At 37.2% G+C, this 17,295-nt stretch carries 19 protein-coding genes; 11 read left to right on the top strand and 8 right to left on the bottom strand.

What is annotated here, in order from left to right; all coding sequences use genetic code 11:
• Positions 1 to 1,905: a tetratricopeptide repeat protein gene (locus tag AXA65_RS17520; RefSeq protein WP_063971350.1), complete on the top strand. Its 1,905-nt coding sequence runs from the start codon at positions 1 to 3 to the stop codon at positions 1,903 to 1,905.
• A 36-nt stretch (positions 1,906 to 1,941) separates the two neighbouring features.
• Here AXA65_RS17520 and AXA65_RS17525 read toward each other — a convergent pair whose 3' ends face one another.
• Together AXA65_RS17525 and AXA65_RS17530 are read right to left on the bottom strand one after the other, a co-directional pair.
• Entirely contained in the window at positions 1,942 to 2,766 is an 825-nt protein-coding gene (locus AXA65_RS17525) for a GLPGLI family protein (protein ID WP_063971351.1), read from the bottom strand.
• A 1-nt stretch (position 2,767) separates the two neighbouring features.
• Positions 2,768 to 3,715 carry a GLPGLI family protein gene (locus AXA65_RS17530; RefSeq protein WP_063971352.1) on the bottom strand — a complete coding sequence of 316 codons (948 nt, stop codon included), beginning with the start codon at positions 3,713 to 3,715 and terminating at the stop codon, positions 2,768 to 2,770.
• 230 nt (positions 3,716 to 3,945) lie between these two features.
• Here AXA65_RS17530 and AXA65_RS17535 point away from each other — a divergent pair, with 230 nt between their 5' ends.
• The 9 genes from AXA65_RS17535 (at position 3,946) to AXA65_RS17575 (ending at position 10,687) form a co-directional block, all read left to right on the top strand.
• Positions 3,946 to 4,275 (top strand): HesB/IscA family protein, encoded by a 330-nt coding sequence (locus AXA65_RS17535; RefSeq protein ID WP_034973347.1) that lies wholly within the window; start codon positions 3,946 to 3,948, stop codon positions 4,273 to 4,275.
• 41 nt (positions 4,276 to 4,316) lie between these two features.
• Complete coding sequence (locus AXA65_RS17540; RefSeq protein ID WP_063971353.1) at positions 4,317 to 4,685, top strand: four helix bundle protein; 369 nt, start codon at positions 4,317 to 4,319, stop codon at positions 4,683 to 4,685.
• 37 nt (positions 4,686 to 4,722) lie between these two features.
• A complete protein-coding gene (gene sufB, locus AXA65_RS17545) occupies positions 4,723 to 6,171 on the top strand; it encodes a Fe-S cluster assembly protein SufB (protein WP_063971354.1) in 1,449 nt (482 codons plus the stop codon).
• A gap of 9 nt (positions 6,172 to 6,180) precedes the next feature.
• A complete protein-coding gene (uraH, locus tag AXA65_RS17550; protein ID WP_063971355.1) occupies positions 6,181 to 6,597 on the top strand; it encodes a hydroxyisourate hydrolase in 417 nt (138 codons plus the stop codon).
• A gap of 32 nt (positions 6,598 to 6,629) precedes the next feature.
• Complete coding sequence (sufC, locus tag AXA65_RS17555; protein ID WP_063971356.1) at positions 6,630 to 7,373, top strand: Fe-S cluster assembly ATPase SufC; 744 nt, start codon at positions 6,630 to 6,632, stop codon at positions 7,371 to 7,373.
• 39 nt (positions 7,374 to 7,412) lie between these two features.
• Complete coding sequence (gene sufD / locus AXA65_RS17560) at positions 7,413 to 8,720, top strand: Fe-S cluster assembly protein SufD (RefSeq protein WP_063971405.1); 1,308 nt, start codon at positions 7,413 to 7,415, stop codon at positions 8,718 to 8,720.
• A gap of 243 nt (positions 8,721 to 8,963) precedes the next feature.
• Positions 8,964 to 9,488, top strand: coding sequence for a hypothetical protein (locus tag AXA65_RS17565; protein ID WP_063971357.1), 525 nt, complete (start codon positions 8,964 to 8,966; stop codon positions 9,486 to 9,488).
• 1 nt (position 9,489) lies between these two features.
• Positions 9,490 to 10,326: a tetratricopeptide repeat protein gene (locus AXA65_RS17570; protein ID WP_063971358.1), complete on the top strand. Its 837-nt coding sequence runs from the start codon at positions 9,490 to 9,492 to the stop codon at positions 10,324 to 10,326.
• Between the two features lie 16 nt (positions 10,327 to 10,342).
• A complete protein-coding gene (locus AXA65_RS17575; RefSeq protein ID WP_063971359.1) occupies positions 10,343 to 10,687 on the top strand; it encodes a tRNA-binding protein in 345 nt (114 codons plus the stop codon).
• A gap of 9 nt (positions 10,688 to 10,696) precedes the next feature.
• On the opposite strand, the gene AXA65_RS17580 is transcribed toward AXA65_RS17575, so the two are convergent.
• The 4 genes from AXA65_RS17580 to AXA65_RS17595 all read right to left on the bottom strand — a co-directional run bounded on the left by AXA65_RS17580 (position 10,697) and on the right by AXA65_RS17595 (position 14,392).
• Positions 10,697 to 11,041 carry a DUF1801 domain-containing protein gene (locus AXA65_RS17580; protein WP_063971360.1) on the bottom strand — a complete coding sequence of 115 codons (345 nt, stop codon included), beginning with the start codon at positions 11,039 to 11,041 and terminating at the stop codon, positions 10,697 to 10,699.
• Positions 11,041 to 12,879, bottom strand: a complete 1,839-nt coding sequence (locus AXA65_RS17585) for an ABC transporter ATP-binding protein (protein WP_063971361.1) — start codon at positions 12,877 to 12,879, stop codon at positions 11,041 to 11,043. The genes AXA65_RS17580 and AXA65_RS17585 overlap by 1 nt, the downstream gene beginning before the upstream one ends.
• A gap of 56 nt (positions 12,880 to 12,935) precedes the next feature.
• On the bottom strand, positions 12,936 to 13,862 hold the full coding sequence (locus AXA65_RS17590; RefSeq protein WP_063971406.1) for a M28 family peptidase: 927 nt from the start codon (positions 13,860 to 13,862) through the stop codon (positions 12,936 to 12,938).
• Positions 13,863 to 14,002: 140 nt separating this feature from the next.
• Positions 14,003 to 14,392 (bottom strand): DUF4293 family protein, encoded by a 390-nt coding sequence (locus AXA65_RS17595; protein ID WP_063971362.1) that lies wholly within the window; start codon positions 14,390 to 14,392, stop codon positions 14,003 to 14,005.
• A gap of 173 nt (positions 14,393 to 14,565) precedes the next feature.
• Between AXA65_RS17595 and rho the strand changes: the two genes are divergently transcribed.
• A complete protein-coding gene (rho, locus tag AXA65_RS17600; RefSeq protein ID WP_063971363.1) occupies positions 14,566 to 16,347 on the top strand; it encodes a transcription termination factor Rho in 1,782 nt (593 codons plus the stop codon).
• A gap of 79 nt (positions 16,348 to 16,426) precedes the next feature.
• On the opposite strand, the gene AXA65_RS17605 is transcribed toward rho, so the two are convergent.
• Together AXA65_RS17605 and AXA65_RS17610 are read right to left on the bottom strand one after the other, a co-directional pair.
• Positions 16,427 to 16,720, bottom strand: coding sequence for a GNAT family N-acetyltransferase (locus AXA65_RS17605; RefSeq protein ID WP_063971364.1), 294 nt, complete (start codon positions 16,718 to 16,720; stop codon positions 16,427 to 16,429).
• A gap of 64 nt (positions 16,721 to 16,784) precedes the next feature.
• Positions 16,785 to 17,294 (bottom strand): hypothetical protein, encoded by a 510-nt coding sequence (locus AXA65_RS17610; RefSeq protein ID WP_063971365.1) that lies wholly within the window; start codon positions 17,292 to 17,294, stop codon positions 16,785 to 16,787.
• Position 17,295: the final 1 nt, after the last annotated feature.

A 17,295-nucleotide genomic window follows, 5' to 3' on the forward strand; every position in this document is an offset into this window, starting at 1 on the left:
ATGAATACTAGAGTTTTAGAACTAATAAAGAATCCAAAAATAATAACTGAATCCGATTTGAGTATCTTGGAATCGGAGTCAGAAAAAATGCCTTACGCACAAAGTATTCGGGCACTTTATCTTTACGGGATCAACCTTTATCAATCCAAAAATTACAAGGAAAATCTTTCTAAAACTGCCGCTTATACAACTGATAAAAAAATCCTTTTTCAGTTTATTAATTCTCAGAAAACTGTTCAAAAAGAAGAAACGCCAACTCACCAAGCACAGGGACAAATTATTGAAAATCAAGTTCCTAACGAAAAAACTACTGCAGAAGACATCATTGAAAAAACCGATGTTAGCCCGCAAGAAGTGGAAGATGTTTCTGTTGTTCTGAACAAATTTGATATTGACAGAATTATCAAATCCGAAAATCAAGACAACTCAGAATTCATAGTTGTAGAAGGCGAAAAGAACCGTTTACTGTATGAAGGCGAAGAGAATTTCCTCGAAGAAAAATCTCAGGAGATCGATATCGAAGCAACTAAAGAATCTGGAATTATCACCGTAAAAGATGATCTGGAAAGCAACGAAAGCATGATTGCTCATGATGATAACAGATCTGAAGAAACGATCTCCGAGCATAAGAATGTAGAAGAAGTGATAGAAACGCCTATTGAAAAAGTTTCTGAAACTATTGTCGAAAGCCAAGCGCAGGATGAAGATCCTTCTGGAAACGTAAGCTTCAACGGGATCGAAGAGTTTTTGCCTCAAGTCAAATTCTCTGTTCCTAAAAATCATTTGGATTATCTGAATCCACCAAAAAAAGAAATCAGGAAAGAAGAAAGTCCAGTACAAGAAAAACCTGTTTCAAAAACTGAATTTAAAGAGCCAATTGCTGCGGAAATCCGTGAAGAAGAGATTGACAACAGCCAGATCAGTTTTGGGGAAACACAATCTTTCGAAGTTTCAAAACCTGTTGAAAGTGAAAAAACTGAAACAGTAATTGAAAATCAAAACGAAGAGAAAGTTGTTGAAGATCAAATCAATTTTGAGAATACCCAATCTTTCGAAGTTTCGGAACCTGAAAAAATCGAGGAAACCAAAATTCAAGCAGTGAATCAAATTGCTGAGGCAAATACAAAAGACCAGATCAGTTTTGAAAATACTCAAACTTTTGAAGTTTCAAAACCAGAGAAAAATGTGATTGAGACTTCAAATCAAGAAATTGAAAATATTGCCATTGAAAAAGAAGCAATTGTAGAACAACCAATCTCTACCTGGAAACCAATGTCATTCTCTGCAAACACGCCAGACGCTTTGATTGGTAGATTGCCGGAAGTTGAAAAGCCAAAGCAAGAGATCAAAATTGAAGAAAAAATTGAAAAGCCTGAACTAACCGAGGAAATTGTCATCGAAGAAAAGCCGACCGAAGTTGAAAAAATCCAAACCAAGGAAATCGAAAGACCTGTGATGAATGTCTCGTTTTTCGGTAATGAAGCTCCTAAAATCATAAAGGAAAAGGAAATCCCTTCAATTCTCGACAAACCAAAAGCTGAAGAGATTCCCGACAGCAACGTAGGAACCTTCATCAATACCTGGCAAAGCTGGCTGAAGATCGACCGACAAAAATCTGAGGAATCACCCGAGAAAACGATGGTCGTAAAAGAAAAGATCATCGACCAATTCATAGAGAAAAACCCTAAGATCTCTCAACTGAAGGACGAAGTCAACTTCGTGGTGAAAGAGAAAAAAGACGACATTTCGCACTTGATGACAGAGACTTTGGCAAAGCTGTATGTGGAACAGAAACTCTATTCAAAGGCCATCAAAGCCTACGAAACCTTGATTGAGAAGCATCCACAAAAAGAGGATTACTTCAAAGAAAAAATCGAGGAAGTCAAAGAGATCAGAAAATCATAAAACAAAAAATCAGGAAATTAAGTTCCTGATTTTTTTTTATTTCAATTCAATGGGATTGTTCTTACTTTTTGCCTCGGCTTCCATTCTTTTTTGGAATTCCTGCATTTGTTTCGGGTCAATTCCCGGTCTATTGCCGCCACCGCCAGCTGGCCCTCTTCCACCACCGCCACTTCTCTGAGCTGTGAAAAAGCTGACTGGGTCCTTTTGCATCTTCTTTTCCATCTCTGTATATTTCGATTTGGAAAGTGTAATAAACTGTCCTCGATTCAAAGGTTGATGTAACTCTGATATTTTTTTTGTTTGCATCAGATCGAAAGAATAATCGCCTTTATCGTCTTGAACTTTCACGATCAAACCAGGCAATCCAGAAAATTTATACGGCCCGTCTTGCAAAGGAATTTCCTGTGTGAACCACGCATACCAAGTTCTTCCACCAAATTTGGTTTCTGCCTTCTGTGTTTGGTAATCACCGATTTTTACAGTTTCTGGTAAGATATTCCATTGAAAGACCGGCGTTTCTGGATAAGAATAATTATCTCTTCCGATTCTTGATTTGTAGACCAAACTTTGATTCGCAAGGTCTTTCTCGATTGTGAATTGCAGATTGCTTCTCAAGTTTTCCATTTGGCTGCGGTCAAAATTCTTCGTTGCCCGCATTCTTTCCATTACAGAATCTCTTTTCATCGAATTCTCGGCGTAGAAAATAGATCTCTTGCCGTCTGTATCCAGGTAGGCCAATTCGGTTTTCTTCTCAACATTGGTAGAATCGGGCGTCAATGTGGCTTGATAGACGAAACGCGTGCTTTGTTGTGCCATTACAAGTGGCATCGCAAGTAGGCTTAATATTTTTAAAATTTTCATATTAATATTTATTACTTAGTTCGATTGGATTTGTATTTCCGAAGTTCATCAAACTTCCACTGTTTGACGGAGATTGCGAAGAAGGATTTCCCATTTGCATATCTGGTTGTCCGCCCATATCGCCGTTTGGCATTCCATTCATTCCCTGTTGACCGCCGAAACCGCCGTTCATCCCGTTTCTCTGATTCATTCGGTTGAAGCTGTCGAAGTTGATCTCCGGGTCTTTGTTCTTCACCATTTCCATTCGCACCGAAGCTTTGTCACCTTGAAAGTTGATCCTTGTCGATTTTCTGGCTTCTGGTTTTATAATCTCCGAAAAGGCTTTTTCAATATTGATTTTCTTCACAAAGCTGAATCTGTAATCGCCTTTGTCATCTTCCAATTTTAAGATCAATCCTGGAAGACCAAGGAATTTGTAAGGTCCGTCAGAGATCTTAATTTCCGGAGCAAACCAAGCGGTCCAGGTTCTACCACCGAAAGTCATTGTTGCTTTTGGAACTTTAAAATTATTAAAGTCAGAAACTTGAGATGAAATTTCCCAATTCATTTTCCGGTCTTCCTGATAATAAACTTGCTTTGAGCCAATGCTTTCAACAAAATTCACCGATCTGTCATCCCTATTTTTTATAATGAAATAATCGAAGAATGTTGGTTGGATTGATTTTCCATTAGGCAATTTTGGAAATTCGGATTTGTCTTTTTTCGATTTCTTGGTTTCTGTAATGCCTTGTTGTCTGAGAACTGTGGTCAGAGAGTCTCTCAATAATTTGCTCTCACTGATGAATAAAGACTGATTTCCTTTGATGTCCAAGAACGTGTTCTCAACTTTCATATTCACAAGGTTGATGGTATCTGGATTCACTTCTGTCTGGTAGATGTATCTTTCGGTTTGACTGAAAATTTTTCCGAAAAAGGAAAACACAACCATCAAAATGAGTAGCTTCTTCATAATCTAAAACTGATTGTTTGATTAACAAAATCAAGCAAAGTTAATTATTAGAACTATCAGAATTAATAATTGTTCATTTTTTTGACAACAATTTAACATTAACAAACTGTTTTCCATGACTAAAGCATTATGAGGTCATCTTAGAAAATCATCAAAATAGATGTCATCGATTTGAGATTGCGGAAATTAGTTCGTACTTTTGTAGACTAAAATCAGTCTAAATAAAAACAATGATACAAGTAAGCGATCAGGCAAAATCTAAGGCGGCTCAGTTGATGACCGAAGAAGGCTTCAACCCTGAGACTGACTATATAAGAGTAGGCGTAAAAAGTGGCGGTTGTTCCGGACTAGAATACGTTTTAAAGTTTGACAATATAAAAAATGAAACCGACACGATCTTCGAAGATAACGGCGTAAGAGTCATTATTGAGAAAAAATCCATCCTTTATCTTGCAGGAACAGTCCTGGAATATTCTGGCGGATTGAATGGGAAAGGTTTTATTTTTAACAATCCAAATGCTGCAAGAACTTGTGGCTGTGGAGAGAGTTTCAGTCTTTAATCATTAAAAGATTATTTATTAAAAGATTAAAAAAATAGTGTGTGGCTAGAGAATTTGAAAAATTTGAGGTTTACGAATTAACAATTAATCTTACAAAGAAAATATACAATCTTTTAAGCAAAGAGAAATTCACGAGAGAATTTGAACTTTGCAATCAATTAAAAAGAGCAGTCCTTTCAATATCAAATAATATTGCTGAGGGAAGCGAATATAATAACAACGCGCAGTTTATCAGGTTTTTGAAATATTCAAAAGGTAGCTGTGCAGAAGTTAGAAATATGTTGAATCTTTGTCAAATTTTATACGAAGAAGATACAGAGGATTTGATTAATGATTCAAAAATTGTTTCAATTCAATTGTCGAAGTTTATTGATTATCTATCACGAACCGACAATATAAAAAGGCGTTAATTTTTTAATCATTTAATTTTTTAATCATTTAATTTAAATGGCAAAATATACAGAGGACGATTTAAGGGAAGACCTTAAAACTAAAGAATATGAGGCGGGATTTTATACCGATATCGAGTATGATGATTTCCCGACTGGACTGAATGAAGACATCGTACGCGCTATTTCTGCAAAGAAAGAAGAGCCAGAATGGATGACGGAATGGCGTTTGGAATCTTTCCGCATCTGGCAGAAAATGACAGAGCCGGATTGGGCCAACATCAAATATGAAAAACCGGATTTCCAAGCGATAAGATACTATGCTGCTCCGACAGTAAAACCGGAATTGGCAAGCTTAGACGAAGTTGACCCAGAACTTTTGGCAACTTTTGCTAAACTGGGAATCAACATCGAAGAGCAAAAAAGACTTTCAAATGTAGCAGTTGACATCGTAATGGATTCTGTTTCCGTGAAAACGACTTTCCAGGCGACTTTGTTGGAGAAAGGTGTGATCTTCTGCTCCATTTCGGAAGCAATCAAGAATCACCCAGATTTAGTTAAAAAATATCTTGGAAAAGTAGTTCCGAGAGGCGATAACTTCTACGCAGCTCTTAACTCCGCAGTTTTCTCTGACGGAAGTTTCTGCTACATTCCAAAAGGTGTAAAATGTCCAATGGAATTATCAACCTATTTCCGAATCAATCAGTCAGGAACCGGACAGTTCGAGAGAACTTTGGTGATTGCTGATGCTGGAAGTTATGTTTCATATTTGGAAGGTTGTACAGCACCATCAAGAGATGAAAATCAATTACACGCTGCTGTTGTGGAATTAATTGCGATGGATGACGCTGAGATCAAATATTCTACCGTTCAAAACTGGTATCCAGGAAATGAAGAAGGAAAAGGAGGTGTTTTCAACTTCGTAACGAAAAGAGGACTTTGTGAAAACAGAGCCAAGATCTCTTGGACTCAGGTTGAAACCGGTTCAGCTGTGACTTGGAAATATCCATCTTGCATCTTGAAAGGTGATAACTCAATTGGAGAATTTTATTCGATTGCTGTGACGAACAATCACCAATACGCTGATACAGGAACCAAAATGATCCACATCGGAAAGAACTCTAGATCTACAATTATCTCTAAAGGAATCTCTGCTGGCAAATCTCAAAACTCATACAGAGGATTGGTAAAAGTAATGCCTTCTGCAAAAGGAGCGCGTAACTTCTCCCAATGTGATTCATTGTTGATGGGTAACGAATGTGGCGCACACACTTTCCCATACATCGAGATCAAAGATCCTACCGCACAATTGGAACACGAGGCAACGACTTCGAAAATTGGTGAAGATCAGATCTTCTATTGCAACCAAAGAGGAATTGACACAGAAAGAGCAATTGCATTGATTGTGAATGGATTCAGTAAAGAAGTTTTGAACAAGCTCCCAATGGAATTTGCGATTGAAGCTCAAAAATTATTGGAGATATCATTGGAAGGTTCAGTAGGATAATTCGAAATCATGAAAAAGTTTTTATATCTATTTTTCGTCGTATTATTTACCAGTGTTTCGGCTCAGGAAAAAAAAGAATTTCAGCTTTCAAGCCATATTCTTGATATTACTGTTGGCCAACCTGTCGAGAAAGTCGATGTTCAGTTGGAAAAGTTTGATGAGACCACAAAACAATGGGTTTCCTTAGGCAAAAAGCAAACGGACCAGAATGGTAGGATCGCAGATTTTTTGCCTTATTCTAAAGACTTAAAAAGTAATTACGGAAAATATAAACTGATATTCTTAACGGAAGATTATTTTAAAAATAAAAAAGTAGAAAGCTTCTATCCATTTATTGAAGTCGTATTCCAGATCAAAGATGACAAGCACTATCACGTGCCGATCACATTATCACCATTTGGATATTCAACTTACAGAGGAAGCTAATATAATTGACATAAAGAAAAGTAAACTAAAGAATGTTACAAATCAATAACTTACACGCCAAAATTGAAGATGGCGCAGAAATATTAAAAGGAATCAACCTTGAGATCAAACCAGGCGAGGTTCACGCAATCATGGGACCGAATGGTGCTGGAAAATCTACACTTTCCTCTGTGATCGCAGGAAAAGAAGATTATGAAGTAACCGAAGGAAACATTCTTTTCGAAGGTGAAGATATTGCTGAAGATGCACCAGAGGAAAGAGCGCACAAAGGGATTTTCCTTTCGTTCCAATATCCGGTTGAGATTCCTGGCGTTTCTGTTACGAACTTCATCAAAGCAGCGCTTAATGAGACCAGAAAAGCAAATGGCCTGGAAGATATGGGCGCAAAAGAAATGCTTGGCCTGATCCGTGAAAAATCTGAGCAATTGGGCATCAAAAAAGATTTCCTTTCCAGATCTCTAAACGAAGGTTTCTCCGGAGGTGAGAAAAAAAGAAACGAGATCTTCCAAATGATGATGCTGAATCCAAAATTGGCCATCCTGGATGAGACCGATTCTGGACTTGATATCGATGCTTTGAGAATCGTTGCTGATGGTGTGAACAAATTTAAAAATGAAGGGAACGCGGTTCTTTTGATTACGCATTATCAAAGACTTTTGAATTACATTCAGCCAGATTTCGTACACGTTTTGGCAGATGGGAAAATTATTAAAACAGGAGATAAATCTCTAGCACTAGAATTGGAAGAAAAAGGCTACGACTGGCTTTTAAACTAAAAACAAATCTTCTAACAGATGCAAAATCAAACCATTACAATGGCTTTATTTGAACAGACAATAGATCAACATTCAGATTTTTTGGGAACGCTTCGTCACAGATTTTTAGACGAGGACAGAAAAACCGCTCTCGAAGCTTTTGCTTTGAAAGGTTTTCCGACCAAAAAAGACGAAGAATACAAATACACCAACCTAAAAGAGATCACGGAGAAAAACTACAACTTTTTCCCGACAGAGGAGCACCACATCTCGAGAGAGCAATTGGATGCACTTCATTTGGGCGAGGAAAACTTTGACAGAATCGTTTTCATCAACGGAAAACTTCACAAAGAATTTTCTAAGATCTCCATCGGAAACGCAGAGTTCCTTTCTTTCAATTACGCATTGAATGATCCGGCTCACAAAGAGGTTTTTGATAAATATTTCAACACGATCGCCAACAAAGATCTGGCTTTCACGAACTTGAATTCAGCTTACTGCAAATTCGGATTCTTCTTGAGAGTTCCCAAAAATGTGGTAATCGAGAAACCGATTCACGTTTTCTATCTTTCTCAAAATCAAGAGGAAAACACATTCTATAATACAAGAAATCTCTTAATTGTAGAAGAAGGCGCAAAAGTGGAGATCATCGAAAGTCATCACAATCTGGACGAATCTTTCGTGCTAACCAATTCTGTAACAGAGATTTTCACTTTTCAAAATGCAAAAACCGATTGGCACAAACTGCAGAATGACAACGACACTTCTTACCTCGTAGACCACACATTTGCGAAGCAGGAAAGAGACAGTTTGACAACGGTGAACACATTCACTTTCGGAGGGAAATTGGTTCGTAACAATCTGGATTTCATACACAACGGTGAGAATATCAACTCGTTTATGAACGGTATCACGATCATCGGGAAAGACCAATTGGTGGATCACCACACGGCCGTGCACCACAACACGCCAAATTGCGAATCTTACCAGAACTACAAAGGAATCTACAAAGACAAATCGCACGGTGTTTTCAACGGGAAAGTTTTCGTGAACAAAATCGCTCAGAAAACCAACGCTTATCAGCAAAACAACAACATTCTTCTGGACGAAGGCGCAAGCATCGACACAAAACCTCAGCTTGAGATCTTCGCAGATGATGTGAAATGTTCGCACGGTTGTACCGTTGGACAGCTGAACGAAGATGCAATGTTCTACTTGAGAGCGAGAGGAATTTCCAAGAAAGAAGCCAGAGCATTGTTGCTTTACGCTTTCGCCAACGACGCCATGCAAAACATTGATATTGAGCCATTAAAAGTAAAAGTTTCCAAACTCCTTGCTGAAAAACTGGAGGTAAGTATGGAATTTTAAGACTTCAACATAAACAATCTAAATCCCGGAATTTTCTGGGATTTTTTTATTTTTGGGCGCCTTTATCCGCCTTCCGTTCCCGCTTTTTTGTCATTGCGAAAGACGAGACACAAACCATAGAACATTTCTAAACTCGCAATGACAAAAAGAGCTCCACTCAAGTCGGGGCGCGGTGACGACCTATTTTGAACATTTGTCTTTAAGTTGTAAATTTGATTAAATTAGAATCTACAAAATACACAAATGAACTACGAAAAACTACAACTCAACCTCAACGCTTACAAAGAAACCGGCGAGATCCTAGACGGCGCCAAATTCCTAATTCACCAATTCGATTTGGATGACGATAACTTTGCAGGCTTTGGTTTCCGTGATGAATTAGAAAAGAACTCAATTCTCTTAACCGCAAATGGAGAACTAGGAGAATTGCAACACGTAATGATTCCCAAAAACATCTTTGATTTTGATTTGACTTTAGTTCTAAATATGTTGGCTCACGAGATGTTGCACGTCCGCCAGAAATCGCCGAGAATGATGATTATCGACAAGAACGAACGCGAATGGCAAGCTTACTACGAAATGCTTTTCCACACCAATTTTCCGCAGATTCCTACACTTTCTGATTATTACATCAAGTTCTTTGGCGAAAAAGCGCTGATCTATTATTCGAGAATGGGCGAAGGAAGTGAACTTCAATTGAAATATTTGGAACAAAAATTAGAAGTTGAAAAACTTTTGGAAGGTTTAATTAACAAAGAAAAAATCTGATATGAAGAAAATTTCATTTTGGTTATTGAATTACAAAGTTATAATCGCCATCATCCTCATCATTCCAAATATGTTTCAATCTCAAACAAAGAAAGAGATTTATGATAAATATTTAAAGAATGGTGCTTACAAATATTCCTATTTTCATACAAAATATCAGCAATATCTCGACTCAGCATTAGTTCAATTGCCAAATGATGCTTACTTATGGCAACAAAAAGCAATGCCTTTATTCAAGAGCAAAAAGTATGAACTGGGAATGAAATATCTTGATAATGCTGTAAAAAATGATAACGAGTACGATTCAATGCTTTCTTATCGTGCATTTATCAAATGTATCTTTCAAAAGGATTACAGCGGCGCAATTAAAGATCTGGATATCTTGATCAAGAAATATCCGAAAGGAATCATTATGGATCATTCATATGTTTTTTACAAAGCATTGTCGCAGATCCAGCTCAATCAATATCAGGAAGCTGAAGACAATCTGAAAATTTCAACAAACCTTTTTATCCAAAACGGAATCGAGTCTCATTTTTTGGAATTATTCTATCTCGGCATTACATTTTATGAAAGGGAAAATTACACTGAAGCAATAAAATATTTTGATGAAAGTTTGAAACAGAATCCAAAATTCTCCGATTGCCAATATTACAAAGCCTTAAGTTTATATTATCTCAAGAAAAAACCGGAAGCTCTGGAAGTTATTAAAAAAGCACAAGAAAATTTTTTGAATGGCGATACAATTACAGAAGATAACAGATTCTACGAAGATTATCCGTATCAAATCAAGAAATGGATGTTGGAAAATTGGGTAGATTTGCTTGCTGGAAAATAACAAAGTATTTTAACCTATGACAAAACCCGAAATAACCTGGCAAGATTTTGAGAAAATCGACATTAGAGTCGGAACGATAATTTCCGCAACAGATTTTGAAAAAGCAAGAAATCCGTCTTATCAATTGGAAATCGATTTTGGAGATCTGGGAATTAGAAAATCTGCGGCTCAAATCACGGCTTTGTACAAGAAAGAAGAATTGGTTGGAAAACAAATTATGGCCGTCGTGAACTTCCCGAAAAAACAAATTGCCAATTTCTTCAGCGAATGTCTGGTGATGGGCGTTTATGGGGAAAATAAAAGTGAAGTAACGCTACTTTCTCCAAGTTTGCCTGTGAAAAATGGATTGGAAGTTGGGTAATTATTTTGATTACCTGATATGAGCTTTAACTTCCTTCAGAATATCAAAAATCAAATCCATTGGCAAATCTTCCTCCATATCTAAAAGTAGGATTTTGAATTTCTTTCTGCCTTCGGATAAAAGCTCGGGATGATCCAATCTGTCGCCGTGGTAGAAACTGAGATAATGCTTCTGATGATGCTTGCTGTAATAAAAATAGCAAAGCATTTTCTTTTTGTACTTCAAGAAAGGAAGTCCAAAACTGAGTGTTTCGGTAATCAATTCGTCGGATTCCAAAATCTTTTTTCTAAGGAACAGAAGGGCGCTTCTCGCAGGCTCATCAATCCGAAAAAAATATTCCTGAATGGGATTCATTAATCAAAATTCTGCAACTCGACCAGCTTTCTGTATGTGCCATTTCTTTCCATTAATTCCTGGTGAGAACCTTGCTCGATGATATCGCCTTTTTCCATTACCACAATATGATCCGCCTTTTGAATCGTCGATAATCTATGAGCGATGATCAAAGATGTTCTGTTCTCCATCATCTTTTCCAAAGCGTCCTGAACATATCTTTCAGATTCTGTGTCCAAAGCAGAAGTTGCCTCGTCAAGGATCATGATCGGTGGATTTTTCAGAACAGCTCTTGCAATGGAAACACGCTGTTTTTGTCCGCCAGAAAGTTTGTTCCCATCGTCGCCTATATTGGTATGATAACCATCCTGCAGCTGAGAGATAAACTCGTGTGCATTGGCAACTTTTGCGGCCGCGATTACTTGTTCTTCGGTTGCATCAGGATTTCCCATCAAGATGTTATTGTAAACTGAGTCATTGAACAATACAGATTCCTGAGTTACCATTCCGAGAAGTTGGCGGTAATCTGTCAGTTTTAAGTTTTTGATGTTTTGTCCGTCAATTAATATTTCACCTTCGGAAACATCGTAGAATCTCGCTAATAAGTTGGCAATTGTCGTTTTACCACTACCCGATTGTCCGACCAAAGCAACCGTTTTTCCTTTAGGTAAAGTGATCGAGACATTTTTGAGAATCAAATTCGATTTCTCGTAATAGAAACCAATATTCTTGAATTCGATTTTATCATTCATTTCCGAAATTGGTGTCGGATTGGCAACTTCTTCTACTTTCAAATCATAATCCAACACTTCCGAGACTCTTTCCAAACTTGCCATTCCACCTTGGATCGCTGAAATTGCATTGGACAATCGTTTAGCAGGATCTAACACTTGAAAGAAAACGCCGATAAATGCAAGGAAAGTCGCAGGATCCTTATTGGTTCCATTGATGATCTCAGTTCCTGCGTAATAAGTGATGATCAACATGGTAACAGAACCAAGAAATTCACTCATCGGAGAAGCCAATTCACGTCGTCGGCTCATAGAAATAGCATGATGCTGCCATTGACTGGTCGTTTTATTAAATCTATTTTTAAGAATTTTATCAGCATTAAAAATTTTGATGACTTTTGAAGATTTCAGGGTTTCATCAACCAAAGAAAAAAGGTTTCCTAATTCTTCCTGTGCAAATCTTGCCTGTTTTTTCAGACTTTTACCAACCCAAGAGATGATCCAACCCATGATCGGAAAAACAACTAGAGAGAATAAGGTCAGCTTTGGAGATAATAAAAATAATGCTGTAAGTGATGAGATAATCATAAATGGCGAATTCACAATATCGACCAAAGACCCCATAATTCCGCCTTCTACAGCGCCAATATCATTGGAAATTCTGGACATCATATCACCTTTTCTCTGTTCTGTGAAAAATGAAACTGGTAATTTCAGAAACTTATCGTACATCGAAGTTCTAAGGTCACGCGTAATCCCAACACGATAATTGACCAATAGATAAGACCCAAGATATCTGAAAATATTTCTTAATAAAAAAGCAACCGCAGTAATCGAACAAAGAACGGCTAAAACCTTGATACCACCGTGTTCATCCATATTGATTTGAATCGTGTAGTATGCCCAATCTTTGACGTAACCAAAGTAATCAGCAATTCTGCCACTCCAAACCGGAGCTTTGGAAGTGTCAACTTTTTCGACAGTTCCGAACATCACACTCAAAATTGGCAATAATGTACCAATTGAAGCAATCTGAAGAAGTGAGTAAAGAATATTGAAAAACATACTGCCCCACAAAAATCTTTGGTGTGGTCTGGCAATACTGAGAATACGTTGAAATGGTTTCATTCAAAAAAATTGAATTGCAAAATTACGGAAAATAAATAGCTTAGTTTATCTAGACGTTAGAAATCGAAATTTACTTTGTCATTGTATTTTGGAGCGAAGTTTTTGGTGTTCAGCTTCTCAATTGTTTTTGCGAAATTGTTGATGATGTTGGTCAGGTTTTCTACATCTACGATATTAATATCATCCGTCGCAGCGTGATAGTGCGTTGCTTTGTTCATATCAACCGTTGAAATCGAATGAGCGATAATTTTTTTCTTAACGAAGTTGACATTGTCCGATCTGTAAAAAAGCTGTTCGGTTTTGTAAGGGTCAGGATAAATTTTAAGGCCATTGACTGCATTGGTATTGATCAATTCATCGAAATCAGAAAACTCGTCGCCGGTCATAAAGACCGCATTTTTTCCGAATTGAGATTCTGTTGCCAACATTTCGAAGTTAAAAAGTGCTGTGATATTTTTGAAAACCGGATTCAATTTTCCATCATTAGCTAAAGCTTTTGAACCAATTAATCCAATTTCTTCCGCATTGAACGCCATGAAAACCATAGAGTGATCTGTCTTTTTATCTTTAAAGTAATCAGCCATTCCAATCACTGTAGAAATTCCGCTCGCGTCGTCGTCTGCGCCATTGTAGATATTGTCACCAGATTTGTTATTAGTTCCGATGTGATCGAAATGTCCAGAGAATGCCAGACTTTTTTCAGAAGTTCCTTTTTTGATGCCGCAAACGTTGAAACCTTTCTGTCCTTTGTACTCAAATGGAATCAGATATGAATCGCCGAAACAGTAATCGAGATTATCTTTTTTGAATTCCGATGCTATGTATTCTGCAGCTTTGTCATTTTCCGGTGTTCCGAATTTTCTGCCTTTCATCTCATCCGAAGCTAAAGTGGAAACGATATTCACAACTCTTTCCTTAGAGATTTCCTGAGCAAAAGAAAAGATTGAAAGATTGATAAAAAGGAAGAGGTTTAGTTTTTTCATGATGGTCAATTTATTAATAAAACAAAGATATGATTGATAAGTCAATGATTTCTTGGTTTTGTTACCATTATTCTTAATTAAAACAAAAAAACAGCCTCCAAAAAGGAAGCTGTTCTTACTCAAAAAAATCGTCGTCAAGTTTATCGAAGTCTGTCTACAGATTTTACGAGCCTCTCATCTTTCTTGATGTACACATTTGCAAGGAGCAAACATATGATCGCAATCACTGAGAAAACCGGCTCAATACCCTTCTCAGGAAATGTGATTCCTCCGGGTAAGTTTTGCAGCCAATAAATCAAAAAACCAAGCAACAAAGCGTTTATAAAAATGCTGATGTTATTCAGCAAGATCTGTCTTTTGCGGTTTTTGAAACTAAAGATACTTAGCAATCCTAATAATATTAACAAGACAGTAGAAATATTAATAATTAGATTTCCACCCAATATATCAAAATCCTGCGCTGTCAGGTTTAGGAACAAAGCGCCTAACACAGCTAATAATATCCAGATTGTTTGTATTCTTTGTAACATCTTTTTTGATTATTTCCTTTTTAGAAAGGGAACAAATTGTCTGCAAAAATAAAATAATTTTTGCTTAATTCAAAAATTAATGTAGATTTGCATTGTAATCACCTATTAAAAATGATAATCGCCTGATTTTCATTCTTACTTTTACAAAATAAATTTACTTTTTTACGCATTATATGTTTAATATTGAAACGCTAAGGTCAAAATCCGATGAGGAGTTGACCAAACTTTCTAAAGATCTAGGCGTCAATTTGGCAAAGAAAAGCTCCCCAGAAGAGACAGTTTTCGCAATTCTGGACTATCAGGCTTCTAATCCAAAAATCATCAAAGATTATCTAAACGCCAATCAGGAAAATATGAATAAGAACACAGAAGACCATTCTGAGGAAAAAGCTGCTCCTGCTAAGAAACGAGGCAGAAAACCTGCAGAGAAGCCAAAGCAAGAAGCTGAGATTCCTACAACAGAGGTTGTAAAAGAAGAAGTTCCTGTAGCGGTAGAAACGCCGGTTGCAACGGAGGAAGTGAAGAAACCAAATCCACCGAAGAAAAAACCACAAAAAGCACGTGTTGTAGCCAACGACAATAAAGAGGTCGTAGCAGAAGCTAAGCCAGAGGAAACAACTCAGCCAACAGAAACAGAGCCAAAAACTGACGAAAAACCAGAGGAAACAAAACCTCAACAAAGACAGCCTCAACAGCAAAATAACCGTCAGCAGCAACAAAAGACCAACAATAACAATAGAGGTCAGCAAAAAACACAAAACCCCAATTCTCCCCAACAAAACAATCAAAAAGAACCATCCGAAAACCAACAGGACAATTCTCCAAAGAAAGAATTCAACTTTGATGGATTGATCACAATAGAAGGTGTTTTGGAAATTCTTCCAGACAATTACGGATTCCTTCGTTCTTCAGATTTCAGTTATATCTCTTCTCCAGACGACGTTTATGTTTCTACCAATCAGATCAGAAATTATGGTTTGAAAACGGGAGACACGGTTAAAGGTCACGTGAGACTGCCAAAAGAAGGCGAGAAATATTTCTCACTTTTGAAACCGACTGAAGTTAACGGACGAGATCTAGCATTTATCAAAGACCGTGTAGCATTCGAATATTTGACGCCACTTTTCCCTCAGGAGAAATTCAATCTCGCAGGAAAAGGTTCTACACTTTCTACAAGAATTGTTGACTTATTCGCACCAATTGGAAAAGGACAAAGAGCAATGATTGTTGCTCAGCCAAAAACTGGGAAAACGATTTTGCTAAAAGATATCGCCAACGCTATTTCAGCCAATCACCCAGAAGCTTATATGATGGTCCTTCTTATCGACGAACGTCCTGAGGAAGTGACTGATATGCAGAGAAGTGTGAATGCAGAAGTGATTGCATCTACTTTTGATGAAGCAGCGGACAAGCACGTAAAAGTGGCAAATCTGGTTCTTTCAAAAGCACAAAGAATGGTTGAATGTGGACACGATGTTGTAATTCTTCTAGACTCGATCACGAGATTGGCAAGAGCTTACAATACGGTAACGCCAGCTTCCGGAAAAATACTTTCTGGTGGTGTGGATGCCAACGCACTTCACAAACCAAAACGTTTCTTCGGTGCAGCCAGAAAAATTGAAAATGGAGGATCATTGACCATCATCGCAACTGCTTTGATCGATACAGGTTCCAAAATGGACGAGGTGATCTTCGAAGAGTTCAAAGGAACTGGAAATATGGAATTGCAATTGGACAGAAAAATCGCTAATAAGAGAATCTATCCGGCTGTCGATTTGGTTTCATCTAGCACAAGAAGAGATGACCTTCTTTTGGACGAGGCAACGATGCAGAGAATGTGGATCATGAGAAAGTATCTTGCTGATATGAATCCAATGGAAGCGATGGAGTTTGTTCAAAAACAAATGAAAGCGACTCTAAACAATGAGGAATTCTTGATGTCTATGAACAGATAATCAGATTATCATCTAATATAAAAAAGTTCGGCTCGCAAATGCGAGCCGTAACTTTATAGTAAAGTGAAAACCTTTACCATTAATTCATAAAGACGTCTTCGACATCTGTTTTTCTTTTCAAAACAGAATGTGCATAAGAACAATGCGCTTTGATCGTCCACCCATTTTTTCTAGCAAATTCCACAGATTTCTCTACCAATTTTTTGCCAAGACCCTGTCCTTCAAACTTTGGAAAGACCATCACATAACTTACAATTAGTTTCTTAAGCTCCGGAACGATCGTGTACGTGAGTCTTCCGATATCTTCTGCAGAATTCTTTAGTGTGATGTAACCGCCGTTTCCGGATTTGTTATTTTCAAAGCTGAGATCCATAAGAGTTTGTTTTTATAAGTCATAGCGAAAAATATTCCAAACAATAATAAATCAACAATGTTCTCTAAATAATTTTAGTTTCAAAGTATTTGAACAGGATTGCTATCACCAAAGCAAGAATCATCAATGCCATATTTCTATTTGTTTTTTCTGACCTCAAAACTTCATCAATGATCTTCTTTACTTTCTTAAAATCAAAAATGAGTATTATTAAGACTAAAATCTGATAATAAATTGCCGAATTCAAAGCTGTGATCTCATAAACATAATCCTGTAAAATGATATTAGACAAAATAACGGTAAGCAAGATGCATCCAAGAACTCTCGTCCGATTTAACAATAATAATATTCCACCAATAACTTCAAACACTCCAATGATAATTGGATAGATCAATGAGTAGGAATAGAACGTCCACATCAACTTGTGACCTTCGGAGACATTCAGATTTGTGGCATCTTTAAAACTTTGAAATTGAACAGGTTTACTGATTCCATAAACGATCATCGACCCTGCAACTACAAAAATGATGGTCCAATAAAAAATGTATTTGACCTTTTCCTGATAAGAGTTCATT

It is taken from the genome of Chryseobacterium sp. FP211-J200 (assembly GCF_001643375.1).
Classification (GTDB): domain Bacteria; phylum Bacteroidota; class Bacteroidia; order Flavobacteriales; family Weeksellaceae; genus Epilithonimonas; species Epilithonimonas ginsengisoli.